This is a genomic window from Evansella cellulosilytica DSM 2522, from assembly GCF_000177235.2.
Lineage (GTDB): Bacteria > Bacillota > Bacilli > Bacillales > Salisediminibacteriaceae > Evansella > Evansella cellulosilytica.
This window is the reverse complement of sequence record NC_014829.1, coordinates 2,110,549-2,126,813: the sequence shown is the minus strand read 5'-3', so window position 1 is coordinate 2,126,813 and position 16,265 is coordinate 2,110,549. Positions and strand designations below refer to the sequence as shown.

Below are 16,265 nucleotides of genomic sequence, written 5' to 3'. Positions count from 1 at the left end.
ATAAAAAAGCCATCTTACAAACAAAAATTTAACATGTAAGATAGCTCTTATTTAGTTATTTATTCGTATTATTGATCATCTTAGCTGGGTTTACATATTCATCAAATTGCTTTTCATCTAAATATCCCAAGTCTAAAGTGGCTTCCTTTAACGTTTTATTTTCTGAATAAGCTTTCTTTGCAATCTCTGCCGCCTTTTCGTAACCAATATACGGATTTAATGCTGTTACTAGCATCAGAGAATCGTTGAGATGTTTATGAATAACTTCTTTATTTGGTCTGATACCTGTCATGCATTTCTCATTGAAAGAATGCATGCCATCACTTAATAACCTAACAGATTGTAAAAAATTATATATTATCACTGGTTTATATACATTTAATTCAAAATGACCTTGACTTGCTGCAAAACCGATTGTAGCATCGTTTCCAAACACTTGAGCTGCCACCATTGTTAATGCTTCGCTCTGCGTTGGATTTACCTTTCCAGGCATAATGGAACTACCAGGCTCGTTTGCTGGTATAGTTATTTCCCCAATTCCTGATCTAGGCCCACTAGCTAACCAACGAACATCATTGGCTATTTTCGTCAGGTCAGCCGCTAATCCTTTTAATGCACCGTGCACATGTGTTATTTCGGCATGACTTGTTAGCGCATGAAACTTATTTTCAGAGGAGTAAAATGTACCATTAACAAGTTTACTTATTTCTTCAGCTGCTAGTTCCCCAAACTTCGGATGAGCATTTATCCCAGTTCCAACTGCCGTCCCTCCGATTGCTAAGTTTTGAAAATGCCTGGAAGACTCAACAATCATTTGTTCACATTTGACGAGCATATGCTCCCATCCACTCAATTGTTGTCCTAATGTTAACGGAGTTGCATCCTGTAAATGTGTTCTACCAATTTTAATAATATCATTAAACTCCAGTTTTTTATTTGCTATTGTTTGCTTAAGGCTACTCAAAGCTGGGATTAAATGCTCTACAATTGCCTTTTGGCTAGCTATATGCATAGCTGTTGGGAAAGTATCATTCGAACTTTGTGAGCGATTAACATCATCATTAGGATGGATACGTATCAGTTCACCTAACAGCTTAAATTTTTCATTCGCTCGAAAGGCTATTACCTCATTCATATTCATGTTCGTTTGTGTCCCACTTCCAGTTTGCCATACTACTAATGGAAAGTGCTCATAGCTACCATTAGCTCTTATTTCACAACAAACGTTTACTATCATATTCCCTTTCTCTTTATCAAGGTTTCCGAGTTTCATATTCGCTTTTGCAGCAGCTTCTTTAAGAATAGTAAATGCTTCAATTACTTCGTAAGGCATCTTTTCGATCCCAATTTTAAAATTTTCTAAGCTTCGTTGTGTTTGCGCCCCCCACCATTTATTTGCAGGTACACTTATTTCTCCAATTGTGTCTTTTTCAATTCGAGTTTTCATAGAAGCCCCCTTTAAACATACAATTCATAAAAGGATAAACTTGAACCCATTGTTAAAAAAGTACATTTAAATGTTGGAGTGCTGCTTCATAATTTGTATACAACACATACGCAATGACTAATACTAGTCCCACTCCAATGATAATCTTCAAAATTTTACCAACAATTCTTATAACAATTAAACCAATGATAACCAAAATGATAAGTGGTAAATATTCCAACATTCTCCCTCCATTCCATAATAATATAATAAGACCTCTTCATTTAACGTACTTGGCCGTAAAGCAAAAATCAAGCAATATGAGAAGAATATATAATAATTCTTATATGTCTATTCCAACCCACACAACAATTATTCTAGCATTTAGTCTCACCTCACATTATGCTTAAGTTAAATTAATCATGCATTCACACACTATTTCCGAAGTTAACACTCATTCCTGAAATATATGGATTTTATAAGAGCTATTATTATGGATACCAAGCTTCGGTCTGTCTCGACAGATACGATTCAAAGCATATGCTCGTAAAGGCTTCGTACAAAACGGCGTTATTATAAACTACTGTATACTTAATTCGATATTTTGGGAGGTACTCCTATTTTCATGGTTTGATAGCCTTGGCCTGTAAGGGAGGTGAATTGTGAAGTTCATTCATACATAAAAAAATTAAATTTTCAGTTAATATACATTGAACTTTAAAAATAATGAGTATATGATTAAAGTCAATAGCCAATCATTGGCAGTTATTTTTGGAGGTGTGAATATGAGTATACTTCAACCTAAATTAGGAAATTACAACCTAGAAAACTATGATGTTATGAAAGAGCGTTTTCACTGGGATGATGTAAAATCTCAATTTTCTTGGTCAAAAACTGGAAAAGTAAACTTAGCCTATGAGGCTATTGATCGGCATGTCGCTAATGGAAAAGGGGAAAAAGTTGCACTCATTTATTCAGATTCTTTACGGGAAGAAATGTATACGTTTTCAGAAATGAAGCATGAAACAAATAAAGCAGCTGCAATGTTTAAAAAATATAATGTAGCAAAAGGGGATAGAGTGTTTATTTTCATGCCTAGAACTCCAGAGCTATATATATGCTTGTTAGGTGCTATTAAGGTTGGCGCAGTTGTTGGCCCTCTTTTTGAAGCATTTATGAAGGAAGCAGTAAGAAGTCGGCTTGAAGACAGCGAAGCAACTATAATCGTTACTACACCAGAATTACTCCCAAGAATCCCCATAGCAGAGCTACCGCATTTACAAACAATTATTTTAGTAGGTGAAGAAGAAAAGTTAAGTACAGGTAGTGGGAAAAAATTTGTTTCCTATTATTCAGAAATGGAATCAACAGTTTCCGACGATAATACAATAGAATGGGTTGATCTAGAGGATGGATTAATCCTCCACTATACTTCAGGCTCTACAGGAAAACCAAAAGGTGTTTACCACGTACACAATGCAATGCTCCAGCATTATCAAACTGCAAAATGGGTGCTAGATCTAAAAGAAGATGATATATACTGGTGTACAGCCGATCCCGGTTGGGTAACTGGTACATCATATGGTATATTCGGCCCATGGCTTAATGGAGTAACAAATGTTGTTAGAGGCGGTAGGTTTTCACCAGATGACTGGTATAAAACAATTGAAAAGTATCAAGTCTCAGTATGGTATAGTGCACCTACTGCATTTCGAATGTTAATGGCAGCCGCCCCAGAAATAATGAAGAAATATGATTTATCCTCTATACGACATGTCCTAAGCGTTGGTGAACCATTAAATCCTGAGGTAGTTCGTTGGGGCTTTGAAACGTTACATCACAGAATACATGATACGTGGTGGATGACAGAAACAGGTGCCATGCTTATATGTAACTATTTAAGTGAACCAATTAAACCAGGTTCAATGGGAAAACCTGTTCCTGGTGTTGAAGCCGCTATTATAAATGATAAGGGTGAAAAGTTACCTCCATATGAAATGGGACATTTAGCAATTAAGGCAGGATGGCCTTCGATGATGAGAAAAATTTGGAAAAATGAATTAAAATATAATGAATACTACTCTATTCCAGGTTGGTATGTTTCGGGGGATACTGCCTACCAAGACGAAGATGGCTACTTTTGGTTTCAAGGACGAAATGATGATGTTATTATGACGTCTGGGGAGAGAGTCGGCCCGTTTGAAATAGAGAGTAAACTTGTCGAACACCCTGCCGTTGCAGAAGCTGGAGTCATTGGAAAACCTGATGAAATACGAGGTCATATTATTAAGGCGTTTGTTTCTTTACGTGAAGGGTACGAATATTCAGATGAGCTAAAACAAGAGATTCAGGCATTTATTAAAAAAGAGCTGTCTGCGCATGCCGTACCTCGAGAAATAGAGTTTAAAGATAAGCTCCCTAAAACTAGAAGTGGAAAAATTATGCGAAGAGTATTAAAAGCTTGGGAGTTAAACGAACCTGCAGGTGATCTATCAACGATGGAAGATTAAAGATATTTTATGTAGAGGGGTGACTCAAAAAGGTAAAAATTCTACCTTTGAGTCACCCCTCTAATTATGGCAGTTATTTTAATAATTTTATTAAACATGAATATAATTGATAAATAAAACTAAAATTTAATAATAATGGAGGTGCGAAATGGGATGCATAAAGTGTCACTCTCATGAAACAGTTGCTTCATTAAGCTCCATTTGTTGGGATGTGTATGAAATACAAACGACAATAAAAATAGACAGTGTCCCCTCTTTAACATGTAATAATTGTCAGTTTGTTCATATCAATCATTCAGTAAAAAATGAAATTGAAGATCGATTTATGCTCGTAGATTCCTCAAAAGTTCCCAATTCAATTACTTATAATCAATTAATGAATCAAGATAGCTTATTAAAAAATAATCTATTTTAATTTTAAGACTTCATAACAAATGCAATAAGTATGAATATGCGAAAAAGAGGCCATCACCAATGATTAAAAGTACCAATCTTCAACCCTCAGATCATCAACACTTTTTACTTCTGCTCATATCAACCGTTAATCCCTCGCCACTACAGAGAGGAGATGCAAATTCTTCATCTAGTAGATGGAAAATACTATCGCTTAACACATGAAAATGATTAAAACGTAAATAATATAGGTAAGATGAATTTTTATTCGTTTTTCATCTTTTATGTAGTCTACTTTTAAGGGAGGAATTATCATGAAAAACAAACGAAATAAACGACACATTAAAGGCAAAGATGATTCCGAAACTAATAAACAAAAATTGCATTATCAAGTGTATTTACAAGAAGATCGTCCAAACCAGCCAAAAGAAGAAGACGAAATTGAGTATTAAACTTGTCGAATAATGTAGTAATTCCTAATTTCATGACAAGTTTTTGAGAAACTATTTCACTTTTTTATTGCTTGTACGATAATAGGTATACACTACAACAAAGACGGAGTGTTCCTATGCCAACTCAAAGCGAAATTGAGGAAAAAAGAAAAGAGTTATTATATATAGCTAAAAGAACAGGACTATCTTCTACCGATACTTTGAGGTGTTCTAAAGAATTGGACGAATTAATCATCATTTATCAACAATCTCTTTTAAACGGGAAATTTCGTAATTAAATCATTCATGAGAGTGGGAGACTCAAAAGGTAATTAACTTTTGAGTCTCCCTTATGCATTGTTTGAAAGCATCGGATTCACTACTATAAGTGAATTCCTTATAGTGTGCTGGAAACTTTCTCATGAATATAAGATAGACTTATAAAAGTTCCTCTAATGCTTTTCTTAAATTAATTTCACCATGACCAAAATAAGGATCGTAGCCGCTTTCTCCTAGATCATCGCAACTTTTTTTTATAATGTCATATACTTCTTCATTTGTTAAAGAAGGATTTACACTTCTTATAAGACCAGCCATTCCTGCAACATGAGGTGCTGCCATTGATGTACCACTCATCATCACATACTGATTCCCTAAGTACGTACTCGGAATATGTTCTCCAGGTGCACTAACATCAATATGATTACCGAAGTTAGAGAAAACCGCACGTTCACGAAATGCATCAACAGCTGCTACTGTTAGTACTTCATCATAAGCAGCAGGGTACATGGGTGTATCAACATTATCGTTTCCTGATGCAGCAATCAGAACAACATCTTGATCATATGCATACTTGATCGCCTCATACATGATGTTGGAATCATGGCTATCACCTAAGCTCAGGTTTATTACCTTCGCCCCCTGATCAACAGCCCATACTATCCCTTTTGCTATAGACAGAGAGCTTCCTTCTGCATTATGATCTAAAGCTTTAACAGCTAAAATAGGATTATGCCATGAAACACCAGCTACACCATCATGGTTATTAGTAATAGCACTTGCAATCCCAGCAACATGTGTTCCATGACCATGTTCATCTTCAAAAGCACTATTATTTTCGAATGCGTTATAGCCGTCCATTATTTTTTCTGCTAAATCAAAATGTTCTGGATCTATCCCACTATCCACAATAGCTATCGGAACCGCTGTTCTGCCAACAGAGACATTCCAAGCATCTTCAGCAAAAATTTGAGTTAGGTTCCACTGATACGGCTCGTAAAATTCATCATTTGGTTTATCGATTGTCTCATTATGTTCCATTCTCTGCATGTGAGGTCTCACACGATTACGGTATTGTAACTGCTTTGAGAACATATAATTTGGTTCAACCATTGCTACATGTGGATCAGACTCTAAATCACTGATCAACTCTTCTGTCGTTCTATCATTTGCACGCATAATAATCTTATTATTAAATTCCCCTACAATTTTTAGCCTGTGCTGCTCTACCAATGTAGATTTATCCACCGTTTCAAATAGTTCAACTATGACCTCCCCTTGCTTATAGTGCAGTTCCTCTTCTTCACCCTCTTCACTATGAACGTAAAGATGCCATCCTAGCTCAGGAACTTCTTTGCTTACGTATGGTAACTCAACCTCCTCTTCACTAAACGTCACATCGATATTTTCACCAATAAAAAAATGGCCACTATTATCTGAAACAGAAGCTATTTCTTTAATAAAACCTTCGATAAAGGATAAATCTACTTCTGCCACAAAGGTTTCTTCATCACCATTAATCGCAAGCAACATTCTCTTTTGTCCTTTATTAATGAATGGATCTGAAAGTGATAATTTACGCTTATAAGGATAAAGCAATTTTTCTGATGGATTATCAATCATTTCCCCTATCGTACTATATTCACCCGTGCTGTTGATAAGAGCAAACCCGTTAATATGAGTATGTTCGTCTAATTGTTGAGACATCTCCTCTTCTATTTCAGACTCTGATAAGTCTTTTTCACTCCATCTAAGTAATTCATCTTCTATCTGATGGAGGAACATTTGAATGGTTAATGACAAATCTTCTGCCAATATTTCATCCATGGCTGTTACTGTTGTTTGTTCCATTTCCTCATTATCTAGTGAATAGTCTCCTTTATGATCTGAAACAAACCATAAAGCTAAAACGGAAAACAAAACAATACTAAAAATAATCGTTAATCGTCTTATTGTTTTCACTAAAGCTCCCCCTTTTTTTCTGTTTTTCACATCCTCCAATTAGATTACCCTATAAGAAAAGACTAATACGTAGCTTCAATCAGCTACTTATTAGTCTTTTTTAGTATTAAATAAGTCACACCACTTACGTTAGAAGTCGTATTCAGCTATATTACTTGTAAAGTAACGAAGGATCATTTTGAGATTTTCTTATACTAGACCCCATGGTCCCTATAGCCCATTGCTGCGACTTTTATTTGCATATTGAATACCATTCTTTTTTAATAATAAGGAGAAATAAATATATATACGAGTACACCGGTTAAGCTAACGTATAGCCACAATGGCATTGTCCATCGAACCCATTTCCGATGCCTCTCCGTTTCTCTTTTATATCCGGAAAAAAAGCTAGATAATGCTAATGGAACAATTAAGGCTGCTAAAATGATATGTGTAATTAAAATAAAGTAATATATATTAGCTATTATTCCAGTTCCACCGAAGGTTGTTGACTCAGCTAAAAAATGATACGTAACATATGATATTAAAAAAAGTGCTGTCGTTGTAAATGCTGCATAAATAAACCGTTGATGAAGAAGGACGTTTTTCTTTAATATAGCAAATAAAGCAAATAATAAAAAAAGAAAAGTAAAGCTATTCAGTATTGCATTTAGTAATGGTAACGTTTTAATCCATATCGGTAATTCTCCATCATAACCGGGTATATATGATAATAATACAACGAGAGATACTATAACAATAGTCAATGCAATAATCGTCTTCCGGTCATTTTCCACTAGAATATTCCACATATTTTTCATTTTTCGTACACTCCGTTTCGTCGATCACAGACTTCCTTTTCATATAATGTCTGTAGGTCGTTCTCATCCTATACTACCAAAAAGCCCATTCATCCTATGCTTGTAATGCATAGGAATTATAATTTAGAAGGTTCTACTTTGTTAACCTTTTCATTTCGAGTATTTTGTTCTAATTTATTGATTAACTCATTGATTTTCTTTTTATCTTCTTTTAATCCAAAAACACGTTTCCTTTCTTTTTTTAAGACGCGAATTAACAGCTTTTTCTCCTTTAGAGTTAAAATCATCACTGTCACTCCCTTATTATCAGCATATCTACTATTCTAGCATGTGAAATGTTGTCTAATAAAGAAAAAACACATATAGAAAAATGATCATCTATTATTCGTTTGACCTGTATTATCCACTCTTAAACAGATAAATAAGCAAATAGCTGCAATAAGAAACAAACTAGTTGAGAAATAAAATACAGAAGCAATCGTCCAATACCCAGAAATTAATCCGCCAACAACTGGACCAGCTACATTTCCTAAAAATCGAAAGCTTTGATTATATCCTAATACTTCTCCTTGTATAGAAAGTGGCACTGATTTCCTAATATATGCTGTAACAACAGGTATCACCCCTCCAATTTGAATACCAAATAAGAACCTCAAAAATACTAGCTGCCAAATGTTTGTAACAAAAGCTTGTGGTAAGAAAAACAATCCTGCAAGTATTAAGCAAGTAAGTAGCACTTTCTCATGGCCAATACGATCACCTAAAATCCCCCAAAACCTCGTTGCCATAAGATTGCCAAGTCCAGTTACAGAAAACGCCATTCCTGCGAGAAAAGCAATGTTCTCAGCTTGAATTAATTGATCAACATATAAAGCGAGTTGTGGTTGAATACTAAAATTAGCAGTTTGTATAATAAAAGAAACAAACATAACAATTAATAGAACCTTATTAGTGAAGATCATTTTTAATACTTCACGCATGCTATGCCTCTTATTTCTATCCTTATCATCCGCTATATTTCTGTTTTCCTTAATACCAAAATGTACAATTGTTGTTGCCGCAGCAATGATAATTGCTGTAATAATAAAAGTATAAGCAAATCCGAAACTATCCGCCAACACACCACCTATCATAGGACCAAATAAACCACCAGAAACGGTCCCCATTTGGAGTGTACCAAGCACCTTACCAGCCTCTTCTTTTTTTGTTTGTGCCGCTATAAGCGCAATGGAAGTTGGAATAAAACCAGTTACTATTCCCATAATAAGTCTTAATATAAACAATCCTAAAACAGATTGTATATATCCCATTAAAAAAATCGATATAGCAATTCCATATCCTGTAATGAGGAGGATTCTTTTTCTCCCAAATTTATCACCAAACCTTCCCCAAAATGGTGAAACGAAAAATGCTATTAGAAAAGTAATTCCAAAAACAAAGCCTGCCCACCTTTGTACATAAGCATCTGTAAATTCACCGAAAGTATCTATATATATTGATAAAAATGGTAGTATCATCGTTGCACTTGCAGCAACAAAGAAATTTACGATGCACATTATCACTAGGTTACGTTTTTCGATTGCTATAATAAACACCTTCTCAAAATTATTTCGTTTATCTAAATATTTATTATAACGAAATATTTTGTAACTGAAAAGAGTTAGGATCGGCTTATCACCGCAACCTAACTCTTTTATCATTAACGAAGTAAAAATTGCTCAAGTTCTTTTTTTCTTTTACTCGCAAGTTCGTAGCCATGATCGTACAGGGCTTGCAATCTTTCTTTTCGTCTTTCTGTACGGCCAACTCCTCGTAAGTCGGTAGGACGAAAAACGAAAGCCTTACCTTCTCTTTCCAACTCTTTTACTAATTTCATTGAGTCATTATAAATACGTGCTCTTGTTAATATGATGTCCACTAATCCGGGATAATTTTTGTACTTTCTCTTTAACCACCATTTACCTCTATTCAATGGCTTCTTTATATAACCGTCACATTGAGTTAAAATGACGACATGCTTTTTATTACCATCTTTTAAAGATTTATTAACAGGAATAGGATCACTAATGCCTCCATCTAAAAACGGCCTGTTTTCATGCTTTACTATTGGTGCTAGCATAGGAAGTGAACAAGAAGCACGTAATATTTTATTGAAATCATCATTTAATTCATTTTTCTCATAATATATTGTTTCTCCTGTATAACAATCCGTAACACCTGTATAAAACAATTGATCAGATTGAAAAAATGATTTGTAGTCAAATGGACTTTCGATGTTTGGAATAGTATCAAAGATAAGATCCATATTAAACAGTTCTCCGTTTGTGAATAACCTTTTAAATGAAATATATTCCGGATGCCCTGCATAATCGACAGTTACATGCTTGTTTCTTCCTTTCTGTTTAGAAACGTATGAAGCCGCATTGCATGCTCCTGCCGAAACCGCAACTACATATGAAAAATGCAGATTTTGTTCAAGGCAATATTCAAGGATCCCACCTGTAAAAACACCTCTCATCCCTCCGCCTTCTAACACTAGTCCTACTTCTTTCACATTCCGCCCCTCTCTTCAGCATTAGTAAAAGTCATTCTACACATTAAGTCAACTTGTCATCGGTATAATACATTAGTGCAACAGCACCCGGACCTGTATGAGTACTAATAATTGGAGTTGTATCTACAATTGTAATATCATTAAAATCCGTTTTTTCCTTTAGAGCAGCCTTCAATTGTTGGGCAAGCTCCTTTGCTTCCACTTGTGCAATGCCTATCCCTTTTACAATTTTACCAGCCGTCTCTTCTTCAAATTTATTTTTCAAAAATTTAATTAACTGTACATATGTTCGAACCTTCGATATTGGCGTATAAACACCATCTTGTAATGAAGCTACAGGCTTGATTTTTAGTAAAGAGCCTACTAGAGCTTTTCCTCTTCCAATTCGTCCACCCTTCACTAAATATTCTAATGTGTCAACCATAATATAAAGTGATGTATTGTTTTTTACTTTTTCTATTCGTTCCAGAATCTCTGTAGCAGTTGCTCCTGATTCAGCTAATGCACAAGCTTCCTTTACTTGAAAGCTGAGAGCGGAAGAAATATATTTTGAATCAACAACTGTAACGTCACTTGAAGACATATCTGCAGCTGTTTTAGCTGAAGTATACGTTCCACTCATTCCACTTGTCATATGAATCGAAATAATTTGACTACCATCTGAACCTAGCTCGTCATATACTTCTAGGAAAGAACCGACAGAAGGTTGTGAGCTTTGTGGTATTTCTTCAGATTTAACTAATAACTGGACAAATTCTTTTGATGAAATATCCACTCCATCAACGTAGGATTTTCCATTAATCGTAACAGATAAAGGAACAATCGTTGCATTTAATTTTTCTAATTCCTCTTTTGGTAAATCTACAGTAGAATCAGTAACAATTTTAACTTTTTTATTCACTATGACACCCCTCTTATTTTATTTCTGTATTTATGCATAATTATCAGCTTATCTTTCATTTTACGAGTCTTTACTAATAAAAATTATCATCTTTTCTATCGTATTTCAATGAAGTACACTCTTTTTAGTAATAATTTATACAATTCCCGCCACAAGTATGTCGAATTCTGAAATACTCTCCCCTATTTTTGTCGTTTTATGATAGAATGAAACTTGCTTAATTTTGTTTTTTAGAGGGGAGGCAATACATCTCATGAGTCAACAATACGATGCACCTTTTATAGCAGTTGAAGGTCCTATCGGAGTAGGAAAAACTTCGTTAGCGACAATGCTAGCACACTATTTTAATTATAAGCTGTTAAAAGAAATTGTTGATGAAAATCCATTCCTAAGTAAATTTTATGAAAATATCGCTGAATGGAGCTTTCAAACAGAAATGTTCTTTCTGTGTAACAGATATAAACAGCTTGAAGATACATATGACAACAATTTATCTAGAGGTAAAGCTGTTGTTAGTGACTATCATATATTTAAAAACTTACTATTTGCTAAACAAACTTTAAAGCAAGATCATTTTGATAAATATGATCGCATATATCGTATTTTAACAAATGATTTACCCCGTCCTAATATTATTATTCATTTACATGCTAGTTTACCAACACTTCTTAATAGAATCGAGCAAAGAGGACGTTTAATGGAGCAAGCAATTGATCCAAAATATTTACAACAGCTTTCTGATGATTATCATCAATTTATAAAAGATCATCAAAGAGTGTACCCAGATATCCCAATTTTATCTTTTAATGGAGATAAATTAGATTTTGTAAATAACAAAGACGATTTTAATAGAATAGTTGATCAAGTGGTTGAACTTGTAAAAAAGCAAGAACTACTATTTTAATGAAAAAATAGATAAACTTTTCAATTATTGGAGTGGAATTTCAATGAATAAAGTGGAGCACCAATTAAATGATAAATCATTAATTACGTTAGCTGGAACAGTAGGCGTCGGAAAATCAACATTAACAAACACATTAGCAGATGCTCTTGGGTACAAAGCTGCCTTTGAAAAAGTAGATGGGAATCCGTATCTTGAAGATTATTATTCTAACTTTAAAACTTGGTCGTTCCATTTGCAAATATATTTTTTGGCTGAGCGATTTAAGCAACAGAAAGGCATGCATGAAACAGAGCTTGGATATGTTCAAGACAGGAGTATATATGAGGACGTAGGTATTTTCGCAAAGCTGCAATATGATAATGGAAACATGACTGATCGTGATTACGAAACATATCGCTCGTTATTTGAAGCGATGGTACTCTCTCCTTATTTCCCTAAACCTGATGTTCTTATCTATATTGATGGTAGCTTGGAAGATATAATAAATAGAATACATGAACGCGGCAGACAAATGGAAATAAACACGCCACATTCCTTTTGGGAGAATCTATACTCTCGTTATAAAAACTGGATAGCTTCCTTTAATATTTGCCCTATCCTTCATTTAGATATTAATTCGTATGATTGTCGTGATTCTGATTCAGTAAAGGAAATCATTACGCAAATTGAAAAGCTACAAAAAAATCCTGAATTAAAATACGTGAAGCTTTAATTGTATAAATAAAACAAAAGGGTGACTCAAAGGTTAAAAAATACCTATTGAGTCACCCTTTTTCTTCTCTTTTTTGTTTCCTTTTATAAACGACACTACATAGGCTTATACTGATTTCATACAAGAACACTAACGGAATGATCATTAAAACATCAGATAAGAAGTCTGGGGGTGAAATCAATACACTAATCACTACAATAACGAAATAAGCATACTTCCTGTTTTTCCTCATTCCAACTGGAGAAATCAGTCCTAAAGAAGTTAAAAACATAACGACTAGCGGCAATTCAAACAATATACTGAAAGGTAATGTCATTCTAATTACAAATTGAAAATAACGATCTGGTGTAAACATTGTTTGAAAAAGACCTTCTCCTAATCCAAGTAAAAAGTTCATTACTAAAGGGAGGACGATAAAATATCCAAAACACAATCCAGCGATGAATAGGAAGAATGAGCCTGGAATATATAATAACGTTGTTTTTCTTTCTTTTGGCGTTAATGCTGGCTTTACAAATAACCATATTTGAAATATTAATAATGGAACTGTTAACGTAAGTGCAATGACCCCTGCTATCGCAAAAAATACCCAAATAATATCTAACGGACCTAACACTGTTAAATTGCCATCCAAGTCTTTAACAAACCAAGAATATATGTCGCGCACGAATATAAAGGCTACCACAAAAAAGACAAGAAAGGCACTTAATGTGATAATAATCCTTTTTCGTAATTCCTCTAAGTGATCGAGTATATTCATGTTTTCGTTTGACATGACTATACACTCCTTAAACATGAAAAAGATGTAAGATGGAAGACACCTTACATCTAATCAAAATATATTTTTTAGTACTTTACTTTTTGTCTTTAGATGCATCCTCGTCATTAGTTAAATCTTTTGTTGAATTTTTAAACTCCTTTAATGTTTGACCCATAGCACGACCAATTTCCGGTAGCTTTTTAGGACCAAAGATAATCAAGGCAATGACTAAAATTAAAATTAAGCCTGGCATACCAATACCCATTTGCATTCCCTCCTCATAGTGCGGCTTGCAAAAATAAAAATGTCTCTTACTTATTATATAGATAAGTGTACTATATTACTATCATTAATCATACATTCTCAAACTTTATCCATATTCTTTCTTTTCAAATTCATTAATTAATAATAATGATTACGTTTTTCTGTTATACCCATTTAATTATATTCAATGGTATAATAGAAAGGTATTCTCTTAATATAAAGGAGATTTTATGTATATCGTAATCGTAAATTCACACTCTGGTAAAAGACGCTACAATTTCATATTAAAACAATTGTCAACATTTCTCCACAAACCTTTTTTAACATACATTGCTTCCGAATATCAAGAAGAAACAATGTGGATAGAAATTGACAATAAACTACTAGATCTAAAAGGACAAGTCAAGGGCTTCATTATAATTGGTGGTGACGGTACATTACATTATACTGTACAAAAACTTTATCATCATAATCTTCCATTTGGAGTCATCCCATCGGGTTCTGGGAATGATTTTGGCCGAGCACTAAAAATACCAAAAAACACAAAAAAAGCTATATTACGAATTAACCAACAAAATATCAACAAATATGATTTACTTGAAATAAACGGCAAAAAAGTACTATCAATCATCGGTATAGGCGTTGATGCTGAAACAGCCATTCATTGTCAAACATCTAGAATTAAACGTCTACTCAATATGGCTTTTCTTGGACGTCTTACATATTTAGCTGTTTTTTTAAAGACAGTTTTTCGATACAGATCAAAAGATATTACGATAAATAATGAGGAAGGCTGTTCATTTCGGTTTAAGAGAGTCTGGCTAATGGCTTTAGGAAATACAAGTTATTACGGTGGCGGTATACCTATATGCCCTTCAGCAAATCCTCAAGATGGAAAGATACATGTTGTCATCGTTCATAATCTTAACATCGCACAGTTACTATTAGCATTGCCAACTGTTTTCTTTAAAAAACATTTATCATTACCGTATGTGAAAACGTTAGAAGGGCGTTCTTTCACTATAAGTACAGAAAATATTCCTATACAAGGTGATGGCGAAGAATTAGGCGTAGCTCCAGCAACAATAAATATATTACATAAAGCAATAGAATTTTATTAAACTTTAAAATAGTATAGCTCATTTGTATTTACATAATAATTTGATACGTTCATTCATGAATATATATATCTTTATTGTCTCGTAAATATTGGAAATGTATAATCATAACTAAAGAAAAATGAAACTTATTCGAGGATTTCTCGTAAATACTAACAAAGAATACTAAATAATCCTCATTTAGGAGGCTAACATATGGACAACAAAAACTTAAACCAAGAGGTAGAACAATCTTCTTCTATTAAAAAAACATCTGCTGAAAGGTATGTAGAAGAAATTCGTCAAGAAAATGATTTGAATAAAGTTTTAGAGTCATTAGGAAAAATTGGATTAAAAGAACAAGAAAAAGCTGGCGAATCATTAGAAGCGTTAAAGAGGCCAGTCAATGCTATGATGAATGATCCAAAACAAGATCTTCCGGACCAGCTAGCAAAATTAAAAGAAATGGTTTCTGAATTAGAACCCGATTACTTAAAAGAAGGTAAATTAAAAAAATTTTTTTCTAAGATGGTAAGGAAGAGTCCTATTGAAAAATACGCTCGCAAATACCAAACGATAGAAGCAGAAGTTGAAACAATTATTGGAGCACTCTTAAATGGGAAGGATCGTCTCCAAGAGGATAACGTCATGCTTCACCAACTAAAAGACGTTGCGAAAGAGAGAATCATTGGCTTAAACGAGCAAATAGAAATCGGTAAGCAACTGAATACAATGCTTGAAGAAGAACTGAAAAAAGAGGAATGGCAGCACGATCCTGCACCAATACAAAAAGGACAACAAAAGGTGCTGTCTAGAGTTAAAAACATGCAAACTGCCGTTCTCGTACTTCAACAGTCATTAGCATCCGTTGATATTATCGTTGAAAACAACGATAAATTAGAGGAAGCTATATTTAATGCTATCACAATGACTAAAAACATCATTACAGTTACTGCCTCTATCCAGTTAGCTTTAAGTAACCAGAAAAAAGTCATCGATGCTGTTAAAAATGTCAACGACACTACTGAAGCAATGCTCTTATCTAATGCACAATTATTAAAGTCAAATACAGAAGAAACATTAAAAACATTAGAAGAACCTGCTATTGCACTAGAGACATTTAAAAAAGCGTATGAAGATGTGTATGCAGCTATTGAAATGACCGAACAATCCAACACAAGAATTATTGAATCAAGTAAGCAGTTTATTACAGAAATGGAACAATTAAATGATCAAATGGAACGAAAGCTTTTAAATTAATCATGCGATCAT

At 33.9% G+C, this 16,265-nt stretch carries 18 protein-coding genes; 8 read left to right on the top strand and 10 right to left on the bottom strand.

Features of this window, described 5'->3' with window-relative positions; all coding sequences use genetic code 11:
• Positions 1-55: 55 nt before the first annotated feature.
• Positions 56-1,447 carry a class II fumarate hydratase gene (gene fumC, locus BCELL_RS09760; protein WP_013488549.1) on the bottom strand — a complete coding sequence of 464 codons (1,392 nt, stop codon included), beginning with the start codon at positions 1,445-1,447 and terminating at the stop codon, positions 56-58.
• A gap of 52 nt (positions 1,448-1,499) precedes the next feature.
• Complete coding sequence (locus BCELL_RS22525) at positions 1,500-1,670, bottom strand: hypothetical protein (RefSeq protein ID WP_013488548.1); 171 nt, start codon at positions 1,668-1,670, stop codon at positions 1,500-1,502.
• 541 nt (positions 1,671-2,211) lie between these two features.
• On the opposite strand from BCELL_RS22525, the gene acsA reads away from it, so the two are divergent.
• The 4 genes from acsA (at position 2,212) to BCELL_RS09745 (ending at position 5,059) form a co-directional block, all read left to right on the top strand.
• Positions 2,212-3,936 (top strand): acetate--CoA ligase, encoded by a 1,725-nt coding sequence (acsA, locus tag BCELL_RS09755; protein ID WP_013488547.1) that lies wholly within the window; start codon positions 2,212-2,214, stop codon positions 3,934-3,936.
• Between the two features lie 148 nt (positions 3,937-4,084).
• Positions 4,085-4,351, top strand: coding sequence for a YokU family protein (locus tag BCELL_RS09750; RefSeq protein WP_013488546.1), 267 nt, complete (start codon positions 4,085-4,087; stop codon positions 4,349-4,351).
• Positions 4,352-4,643: 292 nt separating this feature from the next.
• On the top strand, positions 4,644-4,781 hold the full coding sequence (locus BCELL_RS22520; protein WP_013488545.1) for a hypothetical protein: 138 nt from the start codon (positions 4,644-4,646) through the stop codon (positions 4,779-4,781).
• Between the two features lie 116 nt (positions 4,782-4,897).
• Positions 4,898-5,059 (top strand): aspartyl-phosphate phosphatase Spo0E family protein, encoded by a 162-nt coding sequence (locus BCELL_RS09745; protein WP_013488544.1) that lies wholly within the window; start codon positions 4,898-4,900, stop codon positions 5,057-5,059.
• A gap of 139 nt (positions 5,060-5,198) precedes the next feature.
• On the opposite strand, the gene BCELL_RS09740 is transcribed toward BCELL_RS09745, so the two are convergent.
• The 6 genes from BCELL_RS09740 to BCELL_RS09720 form a co-directional block, all read right to left on the bottom strand.
• Positions 5,199-7,001: a S8 family peptidase gene (locus BCELL_RS09740; protein WP_013488543.1), complete on the bottom strand. Its 1,803-nt coding sequence runs from the start codon at positions 6,999-7,001 to the stop codon at positions 5,199-5,201.
• A gap of 260 nt (positions 7,002-7,261) precedes the next feature.
• A complete protein-coding gene (locus tag BCELL_RS09735; protein WP_013488542.1) occupies positions 7,262-7,801 on the bottom strand; it encodes a DUF420 domain-containing protein in 540 nt (179 codons plus the stop codon).
• Between the two features lie 116 nt (positions 7,802-7,917).
• The gene (locus BCELL_RS22905) at positions 7,918-8,088 is read right to left on the bottom strand and encodes a hypothetical protein (protein WP_013488541.1); all 171 of its coding nucleotides are present in this window, start codon (positions 8,086-8,088) and stop codon (positions 7,918-7,920) included.
• Positions 8,089-8,175: 87 nt separating this feature from the next.
• A complete protein-coding gene (locus tag BCELL_RS09730) occupies positions 8,176-9,387 on the bottom strand; it encodes an MFS transporter (RefSeq protein WP_041808811.1) in 1,212 nt (403 codons plus the stop codon).
• 113 nt (positions 9,388-9,500) lie between these two features.
• Positions 9,501-10,355, bottom strand: a complete 855-nt coding sequence (locus BCELL_RS09725) for a patatin-like phospholipase family protein (RefSeq protein WP_013488539.1) — start codon at positions 10,353-10,355, stop codon at positions 9,501-9,503.
• A gap of 43 nt (positions 10,356-10,398) precedes the next feature.
• Positions 10,399-11,256: a DegV family protein gene (locus BCELL_RS09720; RefSeq protein WP_013488538.1), complete on the bottom strand. Its 858-nt coding sequence runs from the start codon at positions 11,254-11,256 to the stop codon at positions 10,399-10,401.
• Between the two features lie 253 nt (positions 11,257-11,509).
• On the opposite strand from BCELL_RS09720, the gene BCELL_RS09715 reads away from it, so the two are divergent.
• Positions 11,510-12,160, top strand: a complete 651-nt coding sequence (locus BCELL_RS09715) for a deoxynucleoside kinase (RefSeq protein ID WP_013488537.1) — start codon at positions 11,510-11,512, stop codon at positions 12,158-12,160.
• Between the two features lie 43 nt (positions 12,161-12,203).
• Positions 12,204-12,872: a deoxynucleoside kinase gene (locus BCELL_RS09710; RefSeq protein WP_013488536.1), complete on the top strand. Its 669-nt coding sequence runs from the start codon at positions 12,204-12,206 to the stop codon at positions 12,870-12,872.
• 52 nt (positions 12,873-12,924) lie between these two features.
• Here the strand turns inward: BCELL_RS09710 and tatC are convergent, their stop codons facing one another.
• Together tatC and tatA are read right to left on the bottom strand one after the other, a co-directional pair.
• Positions 12,925-13,647 (bottom strand): twin-arginine translocase subunit TatC, encoded by a 723-nt coding sequence (gene tatC, locus BCELL_RS09705; protein WP_013488535.1) that lies wholly within the window; start codon positions 13,645-13,647, stop codon positions 12,925-12,927.
• A gap of 79 nt (positions 13,648-13,726) precedes the next feature.
• Positions 13,727-13,903 carry a twin-arginine translocase TatA/TatE family subunit gene (gene tatA / locus BCELL_RS09700; protein WP_041808201.1) on the bottom strand — a complete coding sequence of 59 codons (177 nt, stop codon included), beginning with the start codon at positions 13,901-13,903 and terminating at the stop codon, positions 13,727-13,729.
• 223 nt (positions 13,904-14,126) lie between these two features.
• Between tatA and BCELL_RS09695 the strand changes: the two genes are divergently transcribed.
• Together BCELL_RS09695 and BCELL_RS09690 are read left to right on the top strand one after the other, a co-directional pair.
• On the top strand, positions 14,127-15,017 hold the full coding sequence (locus BCELL_RS09695; RefSeq protein WP_013488533.1) for a diacylglycerol/lipid kinase family protein: 891 nt from the start codon (positions 14,127-14,129) through the stop codon (positions 15,015-15,017).
• A 192-nt stretch (positions 15,018-15,209) separates the two neighbouring features.
• Positions 15,210-16,253 (top strand): toxic anion resistance protein, encoded by a 1,044-nt coding sequence (locus tag BCELL_RS09690; RefSeq protein ID WP_013488532.1) that lies wholly within the window; start codon positions 15,210-15,212, stop codon positions 16,251-16,253.
• The last annotated feature ends 12 nt before the right edge of the window (positions 16,254-16,265 follow it).

Coding starts and splice junctions, on each gene's coding strand:
- fumC (WP_013488549.1), bottom strand. CDS start 1,447: ATGAAAACTCGAATTGAAAAAGACACAATTGGAGAAATAAGTGTACCT.
- BCELL_RS22525 (WP_013488548.1), bottom strand. CDS start 1,670: ATGTTGGAATATTTACCACTTATCATTTTGGTTATCATTGGTTTAATT.
- acsA (WP_013488547.1), top strand. CDS start 2,212: ATGAGTATACTTCAACCTAAATTAGGAAATTACAACCTAGAAAACTAT.
- BCELL_RS09750 (WP_013488546.1), top strand. CDS start 4,085: ATGGGATGCATAAAGTGTCACTCTCATGAAACAGTTGCTTCATTAAGC.
- BCELL_RS22520 (WP_013488545.1), top strand. CDS start 4,644: ATGAAAAACAAACGAAATAAACGACACATTAAAGGCAAAGATGATTCC.
- BCELL_RS09745 (WP_013488544.1), top strand. CDS start 4,898: ATGCCAACTCAAAGCGAAATTGAGGAAAAAAGAAAAGAGTTATTATAT.
- BCELL_RS09735 (WP_013488542.1), bottom strand. CDS start 7,801: ATGAAAAATATGTGGAATATTCTAGTGGAAAATGACCGGAAGACGATT.
- BCELL_RS22905 (WP_013488541.1), bottom strand. CDS start 8,088: ATGATTTTAACTCTAAAGGAGAAAAAGCTGTTAATTCGCGTCTTAAAA.
- BCELL_RS09715 (WP_013488537.1), top strand. CDS start 11,510: ATGAGTCAACAATACGATGCACCTTTTATAGCAGTTGAAGGTCCTATC.
- BCELL_RS09710 (WP_013488536.1), top strand. CDS start 12,204: ATGAATAAAGTGGAGCACCAATTAAATGATAAATCATTAATTACGTTA.
- tatC (WP_013488535.1), bottom strand. CDS start 13,647: ATGTCAAACGAAAACATGAATATACTCGATCACTTAGAGGAATTACGA.
- tatA (WP_041808201.1), bottom strand. CDS start 13,903: ATGCAAATGGGTATTGGTATGCCAGGCTTAATTTTAATTTTAGTCATT.
- BCELL_RS09695 (WP_013488533.1), top strand. CDS start 14,127: ATGTATATCGTAATCGTAAATTCACACTCTGGTAAAAGACGCTACAAT.
- BCELL_RS09690 (WP_013488532.1), top strand. CDS start 15,210: ATGGACAACAAAAACTTAAACCAAGAGGTAGAACAATCTTCTTCTATT.